Origin of the sequence: Kribbella sp. NPDC051770, from assembly GCF_040681455.1 — a bacterium.
GTDB lineage: Bacteria > Actinomycetota > Actinomycetes > Propionibacteriales > Kribbellaceae > Kribbella.
In genome coordinates this window covers 131,332-146,621 of record NZ_JBFAYT010000005.1, presented here as the reverse complement: position 1 = coordinate 146,621, position 15,290 = coordinate 131,332, and the positions used below count along the sequence as shown (strand labels likewise).

Below are 15,290 nucleotides of genomic sequence, written 5' to 3'. Positions count from 1 at the left end.
CTGGGGTTGACAGCGGATGGACGTAGACCTGCGCAAGGTCCGGTACTTCGTGGCCGTCGCGGAGGAACTCCACTTCGGCCGCGCTGCCGAGCGGCTGCACATCGCTCAGCCGGTGCTCTCCCGTCAGATCCGTGCGCTCGAGTCGGAGCTGAAGGTCCAGCTGTTCGTTCGGACGAAGCGCTCCACCGAACTGACCCCTGCTGGTCGGCAGCTGCTGGAGGATGCCCGCCCGGTCCTGGCCTCGGCCGAGGCGATGCGTCGCCGAGCAGTCCAGGCGGCGCGCACCGAACGGACCTTCACCATCGCGTTCATGCCCGGGATCACGGTCACGCCGTTGGTCCGAGTGCTGTCGGCTGAGCGCCCCGAGCTGACGGTCGAGCTGTTCCGCACCACCTGGGACGACCAGATCGAGGTCCTTCACGACGGTCGCGCCGATCTCAGCATCGTGCGGCTTCCGATCGACCAGCGCAGCCTGACCGTCCGTCCGTTGTTCGACGAGCCTCGCGTCGCGATGCTGCCCGCGGATCACCGCCTGGCCGGCAAGCCTGCGATCCACATCGCCGACCTGGCCGAGGACGACCTGCTCCAGGACCCGGACGCCGTCCCCGAATGGCGCGACCTGACCGCCCGCAAGGGCGCCGCCCGCTCGGCCGCCCCGCACTACCGCAGCGTGGAGGAGAAGCTCGAGCACGTCGCCGCCGGTCACGGGATCGCGATCATCCCGTTGTCCACGGCAACCTTCTACACCCGCGCGGACGTGGTCGCCGTACCGGTGGAGGACCTCGGCCCCAACCAGGTCGCGATCGCCTGGTCCGCGAGCCGGCGGGCGCCGGTCCTGCGCAGCGTCGCGGAGATCGCGCAGAGCCTCAGCTGGACCTGATACGGCGTCGACAGACTCGGGCAGCCGCGTCACCATCGAAGAATGCGGAGGCCGATCGCGACGTTCGTCGTACTGCTGGCTCTGGCGGGGTGTGCGCCGGGGGTCGGCCGTTCCGCGCGTTCGCCCGCGCCGACGCCCACGATCGCTGCGGTGACGCAGTTCCCGGCTCCGGCCACCACACCGCTCGATCCGGGCAAGGCGGTCAGCTTGCAGGCGGTGCTCGACAAGGTCGTCAGCCAGTACGCCGCGCTGCCCGACAGCGAGTCAGCCTCCCGGGGTGTGACCGCCGCCGTGCTGACGGATCGGTGGAGCTGGTCGGGTGCCGCCGGTCGCGACGCCGCGGGCAGTCGGCTCACGCCGGACACGAGCTTCGGCGTCGCCAGCATCACGAAGACCTTCGTTGCCGCCGAAGTCCTGTTGCTCGCGCAGCGTGGTGCGCTCGACCTCGACGCGCCACTGTCGGCGTACGTGAAGCATCCGTTGACCGCGAACAACGCGACCGTGCGGCAGCATCTCGCGATGCGTTCCGGCGTACCGAACTATCGCAACGAGGACTACGCCAAGGTGGACCGCGCGATCGCGGCCGCGCCGGGGAGACACTGGACCGCCGAGGAAGCGCTGTCGTACGCCACGGCCGCGCCGAACGCGCCCGACAGTGCGTACAGCTACAGCAATCCGAGCTACGTGTTGCTCGGGATGTTGATCGAGAAGGTCTCGGGACAGCCGCTCGCGGTCGCGTTGCGCCGGGATCTGGCGACGGTCGCGGGGTTGGAGCGGGCTGCGTTCCAGGATCACGAGAAGCCGCGGCCGCCGCTCGCCGAGGATCGCAACGTCGTGTGCGGCCGGGCTGTTGACGGATTCACTCCTTGCCGCGCGTTCGCGAGCCTGTCGGCAGCGAACGCCGGGATGGCCGCCGACGCCCCGTCCGTTGCGCGGTGGGGTTATCAGCTCTACGGCAGCCGGGTCATCCCCGGGGAGCTGGTGCGGCAGATGACCGACGGAGCGGGGGAGTACGGTCTCGGCACGATGCTGTACTCCAACGCCTTCGGGATCCACTCCGCGGTCGGCCACCGCGGCGCGAGCCCCGACGTGTCGAGCATCCTGGTCGTCGTACCGGACCAGCGCCTGGCACTCGCCGTCCTGCTGGCCGACGGGAACAAGGTGCCCGACACGGTCGCGGCCAGCCTGATCACGGCGATCGAACCACTCCTCGCTCGCTGACCGAGCTCGCTGAACCGGCCGGCGATCGAGCCGCTACGCGCTCTCTGGCTCGGCCAGCGCCTCCAGCACTCCTTCGCCGTACTTCGCGAGCTTGTTCTCGCCGACCCCGCTGATCGTCCCCAACGCACTCAGCGACCCCGGCAGCTCCGTCGCGATCTGCCGCAGTGTCGCGTCGTGGAAGATCACGTACGCCGGAACGCCCTGCTCCTTCGCCGTCGCCGCCCGCCAGGCCCGCAGCCGCTCGAACACCGGTGCCGCCTCGGCCGGCAGGTCGACGACCTTCTTCTTCGACCCACCCCCGGACGACCGCGACCGCCCGACCCGCTCGGGCTCGCGCCGCATCATCACCTCACGCCGCCGCCCGAGCACCTCGGCACTGTCAGCGGTCAGCAGCAGCGTCCCGTAATCGCCCTCGACCGTCAGCAACCGTTGAGCCAGCAGCTGCCGGATCACCCCGCGCCACTCGGTGTCCTTCAGCTCCGTCCCGATCCCGAACACGCTCAGGTCGTCGTGCCGGAACTGCTTGACCTTCTCTGTCGTCTTGCCGAGCAAGATGTCGATCACCTGACCGGCGCCGAACTTCTGGTTCCGCTCGTGCTGCAAGCGGTACACCGTCGACAGCAGCTTCTGCGCCGGGATCGTCCCGTCCCACGACTCCGGCGGCGTCAGGCAGGTGTCGCAGTTCCCGCACGGCTCACCCTGCTGGCCGAAGTACGCGAGCAGCTGCACCCGGCGGCACTGCACGGTCTCGCACAACGCCAGCATCGCGTCGAGATGCGTCCCGAGCCGCCGCCGATGCGCCGCATCACCCTCCGACGTGTCGATCATCTTCCGCTGCTGCACCACGTCCTGCAGCCCGTACGCCAGCCACGCCGTCGACGGCAGCCCGTCACGCCCCGCGCGCCCGGTCTCCTGGTAGTACCCCTCGACGGACTTCGGTAGATCGAGGTGCGCCACGAACCGTACGTCGGGCTTGTCGATCCCCATCCCGAACGCGATCGTCGCCACCACGACCAGCCCGTCCTCGCGCAGGAACCGCGCCTGGTTCGTCGCACGCGTCCTGCTGTCCAGGCCGGCGTGGTACGGCACGGCCTCGATCCCGTTCTGGGTCAGGAAGGTCGCCGTCTTCTCCACGCTGTTGCGGGACAGGCAGTACACGATGCCCGCGTCCCCGGCGTGCTCGGTCTTCAGCAGGTCGAGCAGCTGGCGCTGCGGGTTGTCCTTGCCGACGATCCGGTACTGGATGTTCGGCCGGTCGAAGCTCGCGACGAAGTGCCGCGCCTCGGTCAGCTTCAGCCGGGTCGCGATCTCGGCGTGCGTGGCCTCGGTCGCCGTCGCGGTCAGCGCGATCCGCGGTACGTCGGGCCAGCGCTCGTGCAGCTCGGAGAGCATCAGGTAGTCGGGGCGGAAGTCGTGCCCCCACTGGGACACGCAGTGCGCCTCGTCGATCGCGAACAACGAGATCTTGCCCTGGTCGAGCAGCCGGACCGTGCCCTCGACCCGGAGCCGCTCGGGCGCCAGGTAGAGCAGGTCGAGATCGCCGGCCAGGAAGGCCTGCTCGACCTCGCGGCGCTGCTCGAAGTCCTGCGTCGAGTTCAGGAAGCCGGCCCGGACACCGAGCGCGGTGAGCGCGTCGACCTGGTCCTGCATCAGCGCGATCAGCGGCGAGATCACCACCCCGACCCCGGACCTGACCAGCGCGGGGATCTGGTAGCACAGCGACTTGCCGCCACCGGTCGGCATCAGGACGAGCGCGTCACCACCACCGACGACGGTCTCGATGATGTCGCGCTGCTCCCCGCGGAACGCGTCGTACCCGAACACCCGGTGCAGCACCTGCAGGGCTTCGGAGTCTGGCAGTTCCGCTGTTGTCTCGGCCACGCACCGATTCTACGGAGGTCGCGACGACGGCGGGGGGACCCTGTGGATTACTTGGCCTCGCCGGCGTAGGTACCGACGCTCCAGACGTTGCCCTCGGGGTCGAGGACGGCGAACCCGCGCGATCCGTGGTCCTCGTCGCGCAGCTCGCGCAGCACCTTCGCACCGGCCGCGATCGCCTGTGGACAAAGGGAATCCGGATCGTCGTGAACGAGGTAATTTCCTTGTGCCTGGTCGGCGAACCGGTCGAACTCGTTGGGTTCGGCGTTGCGGTCGACCGAGCTGACCATCACCCCACCACCGTGCGGCCACAGCAGTTCGGCGTGCGCGATCGAGCCCTCGGCGACGCCGGGGTAGGAGGCGACCAGCGTGAACCCGAGTCCTTCGGTGAGGAACTTCAGTGCGGCCTGACCGTCGCGGTAGATCAGCGTCGGCCAGACGCCGATCCGCGCAGTGCTCTGTGTCGTGTTCATACCCCCGACTCTGTCTTCTGCACCGGAGGTTCGTCTTGAACGTATGGGAGCTCTTCGGCGATCCACTGCCGCGGCGAGCAGCCGGCCAGCGCGTTCCACTCCCGCGACAGGTGCGCCTGGTCGGCGTACCCGAGATCGGCGGCCAGGTCGGCGAGCTTGGTCCGCGGCGAGCGCTTCAACCGCTGTACGGCCTGCTCGAACCGCATCACCCGCGCCGCGACCTTGGGCGCGAGGCCGTACTCCTGGCGGAAGCGTTCGGTCAGATGCCGCCGGCCCCAGCCGACCTCGGTCGCCAGGTCCTGTACGCCGACGCCGCCGCTGGTCTGCGCGAGCCGCTTCCACGCCCAGCTGATCTCGGCGCGGGGCTGGGGGACCGGTTCGTCTCGCCAGGCCTGCAGCAGCAGTTGCTCCACGATCGTGAACCGCTCGCTCCAGTTGGGCGTTTCGCGCAGTTGTTCGGTGAGCTCGCGGGCCGGCCTGCCCAGGACATCGTCGAGCGGGACGACGAGCGAGGCCAGTTCGCCTGGTGGGAGGCCGAGCAGCGCGCGGCTGCCCGCCGGAGTGAGCGCGAGCTGGATCCCGGCCTGATTGGGGGACTGGCCGATCCGGACCGCGGTGGAGTGCAGACCGCCTGCGAGCGTGTCGAACTTCTGCGTCGGGCTGTCCGGCCAGGCGATGCCGATGGGTTCGTCGAGCGTGATCACGACGGTCAGCGAGCGCGAGGGGAGTCCCCGGTGCAGCTCGGGCGGCTCGCCGCGGTAGGCGTAGCCGGCCATGGCGTCGAGGTACGGGCGCAGCGCAGGGTGCACCGTGCGCCCGCGCAGCTCGAAGTCCTCCACCGCTCCAGGCTAGAACGCGCCGCTGACAAAAGCTCCCTTCTCGCTCAGGCTGGGCGGCTGGCGACCACCAGGCGGCCGAAGTCGGTCTGGGCGATCCGGTCGATCGCGAACCCGGCAGCCTTCGCCTCGTCGGCGAGCTGCTCCGCCGTACGGCCGAACGGCACGCCCCACCCTTCGGAGATCAGCCTGCGCAGTGTGTACGCCGCCCGCTCGGCCTCGTCCGGTTGCGGCTCCATCTCCTGGATGAACAGCACCCCACCAGGCTTCAGCGACCGCAACAGCATCGCGAGCGTCTCCGCCCGCGTCTGCTCCGGGAAGAACGGCTGCGCCCAGAACGCCCCGGCGAACCGGTCCGGCTCGTCCAGTTCGCGCGCGTCCATCACCCGGATGTCGATCCGATCGGTCACGCCGAACGCCTCGGCCCGTCGTACGGTCTCGGCAGCGACTGTCGGCACCAGCTCGATCGCGACGCCCTCCATCTCCGGGAACATCGACGACAGCGTGAGCGTCGCGCAGGCGACCCCACAGCCGACATCGAGCCAGGCCCCGGCCTTCAGCGCCTCGCTCAGCTCAGGCAGCTGCGGAACGAAGATCTGCTCGTACAGCGCCTTCGTCACCGCACCCGCCGCTCCACCCGCGGCCCGCGCGATCACGAGCGCGTCCGGCTCGCTCAGCGGCAGCGGCCCGGGCTCCTCGGCAGCCGTCCGCGTCAGCCGCGACATCAGCTCCGAGCGGTCGAGCAGATCATCGAGTCCGATCCACGCGTCGGCAGCAGCCAGCGCCTCGAACGACGCGCTCAGCTGCACGTGGCCGTCGGCCTGCGCGACGATGCCGTGCGCCTCGAGGACGACCAGAATGTCGGCCACCCTTCCGGAGGGCAGGCCGGAGAACTCCTCCAGCTCGGCCGGCGTGCGGCGCTCGAGGAGGAACTGCGTCCATCCGCGATCCCGCAGCGTCGTCAGCAGGGTCAGGACCTGGGCGCCGTTCACCCAGCCCTCCACCTGGTCGCGCGCGGTGCTCGCGAGTGCGAACCGGTCGAGCGGGCCCGCCGCTGCTGCGTCAAGTGCCGTTACGGCTTCGTCAAATGTGCTCACACGGACAAGATGCAGGACGGTTCGGGAAGTTCGAAGCACCCTGCTGTGTCCTGCGTCACGCCGCGGCTTCCTGAGTCGGCCGGTCCGCGTGGAACAACCGGCATCGCTGAATCCGCCCGGCGTGGTGCTCCTGCACCCACACGACGGCGGGCGGGCAGTGGAACGGATCGTCCGCCGGGTTGATCAGCTCGATCTCGCTCACCGTCAGGTCACCCGACGCGAGCACGTTCGTCACCCGACCCCGGACGCCGTCCTCGATGTCCTGGTACATCCCGCGCACGAAGTGGTCGAGCCCGATCGTCCGGCGCTGCCGCGACCAGACGAACTGCGCATCCGCCGCCCACTGTTCGTCCAGCACCGCCTGCAGTTCACCACGCTCGGTCGCTTCCAGCATCCCCGCGACCTCCCGCCACCGCTGCGCCGCCAGCGCCGAGACATCGTCGTACGAGGCATCCGCCGTCGCCAGCAGACTCCTCGTCAGCTTCGCGCGCCCTTCGGACAACCGACTCCGCACAGTCCCCACCGGAACCCCACACAGCTCAGCAATCTCCTGGTACGTCGTGACGCCGGTGAAGTACCGCAAGATCATCACCAGCCGCAACGGCGGCGACAACTGCTCCAGCGCATGCCAAACCCAGTCCCGCGCCACATGCCCCTCGAGCACCTCAGCAGGATCCGGCTCACCCGAAACCAGACTCACCGCCCGGAGCTCGTCGAGCGCCACGGTCCGCCGCCCCCGCAGTTGCATCCGGCAAGCATTCCGCACCACCGTCCGCAACCAAGCCCCCACGCTCGCGGGATCCCGCACGTCCCCGATCCGCGCCAGCGCGACAGCCATCGCCTCCTGCACGGCGTCCTCGGCATCCGGCCCGAACCCCACCACCTGCACCGCCACCGCAGTCATCCGAGCCCGATGCCGCCCCAGCAGCACGCCAAGCGCCCCCACCACCCCAGCCTGAGCCGCCACCACGAGCTCAGCATCAGACTCCACGAACCCAACATACCGACCACTTCCGGCGCCACCCCCAGCCCTGGCAACTTCCCGCCGCGGTCCGCCGAGCCTGGTCATGCGCTGCCCGCCGGCCGTGGCCCGCGGGCTGGCCCACAGTCCCGCCGGACGACCGCCGATCCGCACACCGCCGTTCGCCGCCCACTGCGCGACACCCGCATTCCGCCGAGGCGTGCCATGGGTTACAGGCCGTCGAGCCGCGTACTACTGCCGTGTGCCGAGCGATGCCGCACCGTCTGGCGAGCCACATCGCGCCGTTCGCCGAGTCACACCGCTCCGTCGGCCGAGCCGTGTCACGGGGTGCAGGCTGGCGGGCCCCGCGGACTGCCCGGGCCCAGAGCCGCGTACTCGCCTGAGCCATCGCACCGCCTGAGGCCCGCAGCGTGGCAGCGGTCTCCGAGTGGTTGTCGGCTTTCCGCTGCCCAGCCGATCCACCCGCCGCACCGGCACTGTGCACCACCTTTCACCCACGGGACACGCAGCGCCCGGTTCGCCGCCGACTGCCTGCCGCATGCCTCCACCTTTCCGTGCGAGCCGACTTGCTGCCGGCCGGAGTCGGCTGAGTTGGGGAAGTGGCCTCTGCCGGGGCGTGTCGGGTGGGGGCGCGGGGACGTGTCGGTGGGGGTCGCGGGGACGTGTCGGCTGGGGGCGCGGGAACCTGTCGGCTGGGATCGCGGGCGATGGGTGGGGTGCGGAGTGCGCTCGCCCTCGGATGTCTTCACGGGAAGTCGCCGGTGCAGCTGGCTGCAGGGGTGGGCTGCCAGGTCGGCGCCTACGGCGGGTGTACCGGTCAGGGCACCGCCGAGATGTGGGACCGGTGTTTCGGTATTCGGGACGGGGTGGCAGCATGTTGGGGGAGTGGTTCCGGAGATTAGGAGATGGCGTCGTGCCTGCATTGAGGTCCCGTACTGTTACTCATGGGCGCAACATGGCGGGGGCTCGTGCTCTCATGCAGGCGTCGGGGGTAGCTCGGGAGGACTTCGGGAAACCGATCATCGCGGTGGCGAACAGCTTCACCGAGTTCGTGCCGGGGCACACGCACCTGCAGCCGGTGGGGCGGATTGTTTCGGAGGCGATTCACGCCGCGGGCGGGATCGCTCGGGAGTTCAACACGATCGCCGTCGACGACGGGATCGCGATGGGGCACGGCGGGATGCTGTACAGCCTGCCGTCGCGGGATCTGATCGCGGACTCCGTCGAGTACATGGTCGAGGCGCACTGTGCGGACGCGCTGATCTGTATCTCCAACTGCGACAAGATCACGCCGGGGATGCTGATGGCCGCGTTGCGGCTGAACATTCCGACCGTGTTCGTGTCCGGCGGTCCGATGGAGGCCGGGCGGGCGACGCTGGTCGACGGGACCGTGCGGAAGCTGGACCTGATCGACGCGATGTCCGAGGCGGTCAACGAGAACGTCTCCGACGCCGACATCCAGCGGATCGAGGAGAACGCCTGCCCGACCTGCGGGTCGTGCTCGGGGATGTTCACCGCGAACTCGATGAACTGCCTGACCGAGGCGATCGGGCTGTCGCTGCCGGGCAACGGCTCGGTGCTGGCGACCCACACCGCGCGCAAGGCGCTGTACGAGAACGCCGGGCGGACCGTCGTCGAGATCACCAAGCGGTACTACGACACCGACGACGAGAACGTCCTGCCGCGCAACATCGCGTCCCGGGCCGCGTTCGAGAACGCGATGGCGCTCGACATCGCGATGGGTGGGTCGACGAACACGATCCTGCACCTGCTGGCCGCCGCGCAGGAGGCCGAGGTCGACTTCGGGCTGGACGACATCAACGCCGTCTCGCGGCGGGTGCCGTGCCTGGCGAAGGTCGCGCCGAACGTGGCGCCGGGTGGCACGTACTACATGGAGGACGTGCACCGGGCCGGCGGGATCCCGGCGATCCTCGGCGAGCTGTACCGCGGTGGGCTGCTGAACGAGGACATCCACACCGTGCACAGCGACTCGATCGACGAGTGGCTGAAGACGTGGGACCTGCGCGGTGGGTCGCCGTCGGCCGAGGCGGTTGAGATGTGGCACGCGGCGCCGGGGTGTGTGCGGTCGGCGACGGCGTTCTCGCAGTCGGAGCGGTGGGAGACGCTGGACACCGACGCGGCGCGTGGGTGCATCCGCGATCGGGAGCACGCCTACTCGACCGATGGTGGGCTGGCGGTGCTGAAGGGCAACCTGGCTGTCGACGGGTGCGTCGTGAAGACCGCGGGGGTGGACGAGTCGATCTGGACGTTCCAGGGGCCGGCTGTCGTCTGCGAGTCGCAGGAAGAGGCTGTGGAGAAGATCCTCGCCAAGCAGGTTCAGCCGGGTGATGTCGTGGTGATCCGGTACGAAGGGCCGAAGGGCGGGCCTGGGATGCAGGAGATGCTGTACCCGACGTCGTTCCTCAAGGGGCGTGGGCTGGGCAAGGTGTGTGCGCTGGTCACCGACGGGCGGTTCTCGGGCGGTACGTCGGGTTTGTCGATCGGGCACGCGTCGCCGGAGGCGGCGTCCGGTGGGACGATCGCGCTGGTGCAGGACGGGGACCAGATCCGGATCGACATCCCGAACCGGTCGATCGACCTGCTGGTCGACGACGCCGAGCTGGAGGTTCGCCGTACGGCGCTGAACGGCGTCTACGCGCCGAAGGCGCGGGAACGGAAGGTGTCGCAGGCGCTGAAGGCGTACGCCGCGATGGCGACGAGCGCGGACAAGGGCGCCGTCCGGGACGTCACGAAGCTGGGGTGAAACAGACTACGGCCGGCCTCAGGTCGGCCGTAGTTACATCAGCTCGAGGTCGAAGGCCAGCGTGATCGCTTCGGCGAGCGCCGGTTCCTGGTCGGGCAACACGTAGCCGATCAGGCGACCCAGCTGCAGCTTCGGGATCGTCTGGATGTTGTCGCAGCTGATCGCGCTCGGGTGGTCGAGGCCGTTCTGGGGGCCGACCAGGACCTCGGTCGAGAGGCCGCGGATCGTGCTGGTGATGGGGGCGACCGTCACGTTGGTGAGGCGCGGGCGGATCAGTTCCCGGGTGAGGACGACCACCGGGCGGGGCTTGTCGAGGCGGGCGATGTGGATGGGGCGCATCAGTCGAGGTCGGTGAGCACGGTGCCGCCGGCACTGGCGGCCAGGCCGTCCAGGTCGGCCGGTTCGCCGTACTCGGCGAGCAGGGCGAGGTCGCGGGCGGCCAGTTCGCGGCGGCGCTCGCGTTCCATCGCCCGGGCCACGACCGAGGCGCGGGAGGGGGCCTTGTTGTCGTCGACGAGCCGGTCCATGAAGTCGACCAGCTCGTCCGGCAGGCGTACGGTGATCTGTTTACTCATACCACGAAGATACCACCGTGGGATTCAACCTGGTATGACGATCAGTTCGGGTTCATCGTCGACCAGGACAGGTCGGTGTCCGGGAGTGACGGGATCGCCCGGATCGCGGTCAGCTCGGCGTCGAGCAGGCCGATCAGCTGGGCCAGCCGGGTGGTGGTGTCCGGCGCTTCGAGCAGCTTCTGGCGCTCGGGGGTGAGCAGGGTGGTCGCCGCCGACATCAGGTACGACAGCGTGCCGGGGTCGTCCGGCAGCGAGCCGATGTGCAGCCCGGGCCGGGAGATCTCGGTCACGGCGGCGGCGTACCGGCGGAAGCGTTCGACGGCGATCGTCGCCGTACCGAGCGGGTCGTCGCCGAGCTCCTCGTCGAGCCACTCGACGTCGGCGACCAGATAGTCGCCGCCGCTGTCCAGCTCGTCGACCTTGAACCGGCGGTTGCCGGTCAGCGTGACCTCGACCGGGCCGTCGTCGGCGGGGTCGAGGGTGATCTCGGAGATGGTGGCCGCGCAGCCGGTCCCGTACAGCGAGCGGAAGACCCGGTCGCCGAGCTCGTAGCCGTCCCGGACCGCGATCGCGCCGCAGACCATCTCGCCGCCGTTCTCGACCAGGTCACGGATCACCGACCGGCCCTGGGCGTCGGTGATCGGGAGGGGGAGCACCAGCCCCGGGAAGATCACCGTCTCGACGGTGAGCAGCGGCAGCCGAGAGTCCATACCGTCGAGCCTAGGGCAACCATCCACAGGTTGTACGCCGAACCACGGCACAACCGGCCGGACCACTAGACTGGCCCCATGATTCGCCGCGTCGACCTGCGGGGCCGAGTGGCGGCCGGAGAGCTCAACGACCTCCCTGCCGAAGTTCACGCCCTGGTGCCCCGAGCCACCTTTGACGTCGAGAAGGCTCTCGACGTCGTCCGACCGATCTGTCTGGACGTCCGGCATCGTGGTCTCGACGCGATCAGGGAGTACGGCGAGAAGTTCGACCAGGTCCGCGTCGACGACGTCCGGGTGCCGGCCGAGGCGCTGAAGACCGCGCTCGAGGAGCTCGACCCGACGGTCCGGGCCGCGTTCGAGGAGTCGATCCGCCGGGTCCGCGAGGTCAGCGAGGACGAGCTCGGTGCGGACGTCGCGTCCGAGCCCGCGCCGGGTGGTCGCGTCACGCAGCGGCTGGTGCCGGTGCAGCGGGTCGGGCTGTACGTGCCGGGCGGTCGTGCGCCGCTGGCGTCGAGCGTCGTGATGAACGTCGTACCGGCTCAGGTTGCGGGAGTGCCGTCGCTGGCTGTGGCGTCCCCGCCGCAGAAGGAGTTCGGTGGCTTGCCGCACCCGACCGTGCTCGCGGTGTGCGCGATGCTCGGGATCGACGAGGTGTACGCGATGGGCGGCGCGCAGGCGATCGCCGGGTTCGCGTACGGCTTCGAGGGCTGCAAGAAGGTCAACCTGATCACCGGTCCGGGCAACATCTACGTCGTTGCCGCGAAGCGCTTCCTGCTGGGGCAGGTCGGGATCGACTCCGAGGCGGGGCCGACCGAGATCGCCGTACTGGCCGACGGTACGGCGGATCCGGCGCACGTCGCCGCCGACCTGATCAGCCAGGCCGAGCACGACCCGATGGCGGCGAGCGTGCTCGTGACGCCGAGCGAGTCGCTGGCGGCGGCGGTTGAGGCCGAGCTGCCGATCCAGGTGGCGAAGACCAAGCACGCCGAGCGGGTGACCGAGGCGCTCGGTGGGCAGCAGTCCGCGATCGTGCTGGTCGACGATCTGGACCAGGGGACCGTGCTGGTCGATGCGTACGCCGCTGAGCACCTCGAGATCCAGACCGAGGACGCCGAGGAACGTGCTGCGCTGATCAACAACGCGGGCGCGATCTTCGTCGGCGGGTGGTCGCCGGTGTCGCTGGGTGACTACTGCGCGGGGTCGAACCACGTGCTGCCGACCGCCGGTTGCGCGTGCCACTCGTCCGGGCTGTCGGTCCGGAGTTTCCTGAAGGCGATGCACGTCGTGAACTACACGCGCGACGCGCTGGAGGAGGTCGCCGGTCACGTGCTGGCGCTCGCGAACGCCGAGGACCTGCCGGCGCACGGCGCCGCCGTCGCCGCACGCTTCCCCGGGGTCGCCACCACGTCCGGCGGCAGCGCCGCGTCCGCAGGTGACAGCTGATGGGCCGCTTCGACGGGCTTCCGATCCGGGAAGAACTGAAGGCCTTCGAGCCGTACGGCGCGCCGCAGCTCGACGTCCCGTTCCTGCTCAACGTCAACGAGAACCCGTACCCGCCGAGCGAGGCCGTCGTCGCGGACATCACCGCGTCGGTCACCGAGGCGGCCCGCGGGCTCAACCGGTACCCCGACCGCGACTTCCTCGCGCTGCGCGCCGACCTGGCGGCGTACCTCGGGCGTGAGTCCGGGGCGCACCTGACCGCCGACCAGATCTGGGCGGCCAACGGTTCCAACGAGGTGATGCTGCACCTGCTGCAAGCCTTCGGCGGGCCCGGTCGGACCGCGCTGTCGTTCGCGCCGACGTACTCGATGTACCCGGAGTACGCCCGCGACACGAACACCGGCTGGGTGGTCGGCCGCCGGTCGCACGACTTCACCCTCGACCAAAGCAAGGCGCTCGCCGCGATCTCGCGGCACCGGCCGTCGGTCGTGCTGCTCGCCTCCCCGAACAACCCGACCGGTACGGCGCTGCCGATCCAGCTGGTCGAGGCGCTGGCCGGGCGGTGCGCGTCGATCGGCGCCGTGCTGGTCGTCGACGAGGCGTACGCCGAGTTCCGCCGGGCCGGGACGCCGAGTGCGACCAGCCTGCTCCCGGCGTACCCGAACCTGGCCGTCGCCCGGACCACCTCGAAGGCGTTCGCGCTGGCCGGCGCCCGCGTCGGTTACCTTGCCGCAAGCAAGCAACTGGTCGACGCGCTGCGGATCGTCCGGCTGCCGTACCACCTGTCCGCGGTGACCCAGGCAGTCGCGCGGGCCGCGCTGCGGCACTCCGACGAGCTGCTCGGCCGGGTCGAGCAGCTGCGCGTGGAGCGCGACGAGACCGTCGACTGGCTGCGGGCCCAGGGCCTCAAAGCCGTCGACTCGGACGCGAACTTCGTCCTGTTCGGCACCTTCACCGACCGCCACGCGGTCTGGCAGGCGCTGCTCGACGACGGCGTACTGATCCGTGAGACCGGCCCGGACGGCTGGCTGCGGGTCTCGATCGGCACCGGAGCCGAGATGGCCGCGTTCCGCGCGAGCCTGGAGAAGGTGCTCAAGACCGACGTGGGAAGGCAATCATGAGCCGCACAGCGCGGATCGACAGGGAGACCAGCGAGTCCAAGGTGCTGGTCGAGGTCGACCTGGACGGGACCGGCCGGGCCGACATCTCCACCGGGGTGGGGTTCTACGACCACATGCTCAACGCGCTGGCCAAGCACGCGCTGCTCGACCTGCACGTGAACACGGTCGGCGACCTGGAGATCGACGCGCACCACACCGTCGAGGACACCGCGATCGGGATCGGCCAGGCGCTCAAGGAGGCGCTCGGCGACAAGAAGGGGATCCGCCGGTTCGGTGACGCGACCGTGCCGCTGGACGAGGCGCTCGTGCACTGCACGGTCGACCTGTCCGGGCGGCCGTACTGCGTGCACACGGGTGAGCCCGATGGGCAGGTGTACGCGATCATCGGTGGGGACTACGCCGGATCGCTGACGCAGCACGTGTTCGAGACGCTCGCGTTCAACGCGGCGATCTGCGTTCACATCCGGGTGCTGTCCGGGCGGGATCCGCACCACATCGTCGAGGCGCAGTTCAAGGCGTTCGCGCGGGCGCTGCGGGACGCCGCCGAGCTGGACCCGCGGCAGCCCGGAATCCCTTCCACCAAAGGCGCGCTGTGAAGAAGCGCAGTGGCGTGAGGGGCGCGCTGTGAGCAAGAAGGTCGTCCTGCTGGACTACGGGTCGGGCAACATCCGGTCCGGGGAGCGCGCGCTGCAGCGCGTCGGCGCGGACGTGACCGTCACCTCGGACTACCAGCAGGCGCTCGATGCTGATGGTCTGCTGGTGCCTGGGGTTGGTGCGTTCGAGGCTTGTATGACAGGGCTCAAGGCCGTGCGCGGTGACGTCGTCGTGGACCGGCGACTGACCGGCGGGCGGCCGGTGCTCGGGATCTGCGTCGGGATGCAGATCCTGTTCGCCAAGGGGATCGAGCACGGGGTCGAGACCGAGGGCTGCGAGCAGTGGCCGGGGACGGTCGAGCGCCTGCGGCCGGAGGGGACCGAGCCGGTGCCGCACATGGGCTGGAACACGGTCGACGTTCCCCCGGGCAGCACGCTGTTCGAGGGGATCGAGAAGGAGCGCTTCTACTTCGTGCACTCGTACGGCGTGCGCGAGTGGGCGCTGAAGGACACGCGGGAGTCGGTGACCCCGAAGGTGACTTGGACCTCGTACGGCGAGGACAAGTTCGTCGCCGCGGTCGAGAACGGGCCGCTGAGTGCGACGCAGTTCCACCCGGAGAAGTCCGGGGACGCGGGTGCCGAGCTGCTGGCGAACTGGGTCCGCTCGCTCTGAGCCGCTGTCCGGGAACGTGCGGAAGCGAGCGCGGCCGCCGTACCACG

General features: G+C 69.9%; 15 protein-coding genes. 7 read left to right on the top strand and 8 right to left on the bottom strand.

Annotation, left to right across the window (positions count from 1 at the left end):
• Positions 1 to 16 precede the first annotated feature (16 nt).
• Positions 17 to 880: a LysR substrate-binding domain-containing protein gene (locus AB0M01_RS18490; protein WP_363670876.1), complete on the top strand. Its 864-nt coding sequence runs from the start codon at positions 17 to 19 to the stop codon at positions 878 to 880.
• 42 nt (positions 881 to 922) lie between these two features.
• Positions 923 to 2,101 carry a serine hydrolase gene (locus tag AB0M01_RS18485; protein WP_363670874.1) on the top strand — a complete coding sequence of 393 codons (1,179 nt, stop codon included), beginning with the start codon at positions 923 to 925 and terminating at the stop codon, positions 2,099 to 2,101.
• Between the two features lie 33 nt (positions 2,102 to 2,134).
• Here the strand turns inward: AB0M01_RS18485 and recQ are convergent, their stop codons facing one another.
• The 5 genes from recQ to AB0M01_RS18460 are packed head-to-tail and all read right to left on the bottom strand — an operon-like array spanning position 2,135 to position 7,376.
• Positions 2,135 to 3,982: a DNA helicase RecQ gene (gene recQ / locus AB0M01_RS18480; protein ID WP_363670872.1), complete on the bottom strand. Its 1,848-nt coding sequence runs from the start codon at positions 3,980 to 3,982 to the stop codon at positions 2,135 to 2,137.
• Between the two features lie 47 nt (positions 3,983 to 4,029).
• Complete coding sequence (locus AB0M01_RS18475) at positions 4,030 to 4,452, bottom strand: VOC family protein (RefSeq protein WP_363670870.1); 423 nt, start codon at positions 4,450 to 4,452, stop codon at positions 4,030 to 4,032.
• The gene (locus tag AB0M01_RS18470) at positions 4,449 to 5,291 is read right to left on the bottom strand and encodes a helix-turn-helix domain-containing protein (RefSeq protein WP_363670868.1); all 843 of its coding nucleotides are present in this window, start codon (positions 5,289 to 5,291) and stop codon (positions 4,449 to 4,451) included. Before AB0M01_RS18470 ends, AB0M01_RS18475 begins: the two co-directional genes overlap by 4 nt.
• 44 nt (positions 5,292 to 5,335) lie before the next feature.
• Positions 5,336 to 6,385, bottom strand: a complete 1,050-nt coding sequence (locus AB0M01_RS18465) for a class I SAM-dependent methyltransferase (RefSeq protein ID WP_363670866.1) — start codon at positions 6,383 to 6,385, stop codon at positions 5,336 to 5,338.
• A 55-nt stretch (positions 6,386 to 6,440) separates the two neighbouring features.
• The gene (locus tag AB0M01_RS18460; protein WP_363670864.1) at positions 6,441 to 7,376 is read right to left on the bottom strand and encodes a sigma-70 family RNA polymerase sigma factor; all 936 of its coding nucleotides are present in this window, start codon (positions 7,374 to 7,376) and stop codon (positions 6,441 to 6,443) included.
• A gap of 904 nt (positions 7,377 to 8,280) precedes the next feature.
• On the opposite strand from AB0M01_RS18460, the gene ilvD reads away from it, so the two are divergent.
• The gene (gene ilvD, locus AB0M01_RS18455) at positions 8,281 to 10,131 is read left to right on the top strand and encodes a dihydroxy-acid dehydratase (RefSeq protein WP_363670862.1); all 1,851 of its coding nucleotides are present in this window, start codon (positions 8,281 to 8,283) and stop codon (positions 10,129 to 10,131) included.
• A 33-nt stretch (positions 10,132 to 10,164) separates the two neighbouring features.
• On the opposite strand, the gene AB0M01_RS18450 is transcribed toward ilvD, so the two are convergent.
• From AB0M01_RS18450 to AB0M01_RS18440, 3 genes are read right to left on the bottom strand one after another with little or no spacing between them, the layout of a single operon-like run.
• Complete coding sequence (locus AB0M01_RS18450; RefSeq protein WP_363670860.1) at positions 10,165 to 10,470, bottom strand: type II toxin-antitoxin system PemK/MazF family toxin; 306 nt, start codon at positions 10,468 to 10,470, stop codon at positions 10,165 to 10,167.
• On the bottom strand, positions 10,470 to 10,706 hold the full coding sequence (locus tag AB0M01_RS18445; protein WP_363670858.1) for a YlcI/YnfO family protein: 237 nt from the start codon (positions 10,704 to 10,706) through the stop codon (positions 10,470 to 10,472). The genes AB0M01_RS18450 and AB0M01_RS18445 overlap by 1 nt, the downstream gene beginning before the upstream one ends.
• Positions 10,707 to 10,747: 41 nt before the next feature.
• A complete protein-coding gene (locus tag AB0M01_RS18440) occupies positions 10,748 to 11,416 on the bottom strand; it encodes an LON peptidase substrate-binding domain-containing protein (protein ID WP_363670856.1) in 669 nt (222 codons plus the stop codon).
• A gap of 78 nt (positions 11,417 to 11,494) precedes the next feature.
• On the opposite strand from AB0M01_RS18440, the gene hisD reads away from it, so the two are divergent.
• Genes hisD through hisH form a run of 4 tightly spaced genes read left to right on the top strand, consistent with a single transcriptional unit; the run spans position 11,495 to position 15,243 of the window.
• On the top strand, positions 11,495 to 12,859 hold the full coding sequence (gene hisD / locus AB0M01_RS18435) for a histidinol dehydrogenase (protein ID WP_363670854.1): 1,365 nt from the start codon (positions 11,495 to 11,497) through the stop codon (positions 12,857 to 12,859).
• A complete protein-coding gene (locus tag AB0M01_RS18430; protein ID WP_363670852.1) occupies positions 12,859 to 13,977 on the top strand; it encodes a histidinol-phosphate transaminase in 1,119 nt (372 codons plus the stop codon). The genes hisD and AB0M01_RS18430 overlap by 1 nt, the downstream gene beginning before the upstream one ends.
• Positions 13,974 to 14,573, top strand: coding sequence for an imidazoleglycerol-phosphate dehydratase HisB (hisB, locus tag AB0M01_RS18425; protein ID WP_363670850.1), 600 nt, complete (start codon positions 13,974 to 13,976; stop codon positions 14,571 to 14,573). The genes AB0M01_RS18430 and hisB overlap by 4 nt, the downstream gene beginning before the upstream one ends.
• A gap of 28 nt (positions 14,574 to 14,601) precedes the next feature.
• Positions 14,602 to 15,243 (top strand): imidazole glycerol phosphate synthase subunit HisH, encoded by a 642-nt coding sequence (hisH, locus tag AB0M01_RS18420; protein WP_363670847.1) that lies wholly within the window; start codon positions 14,602 to 14,604, stop codon positions 15,241 to 15,243.
• Positions 15,244 to 15,290: the final 47 nt, after the last annotated feature.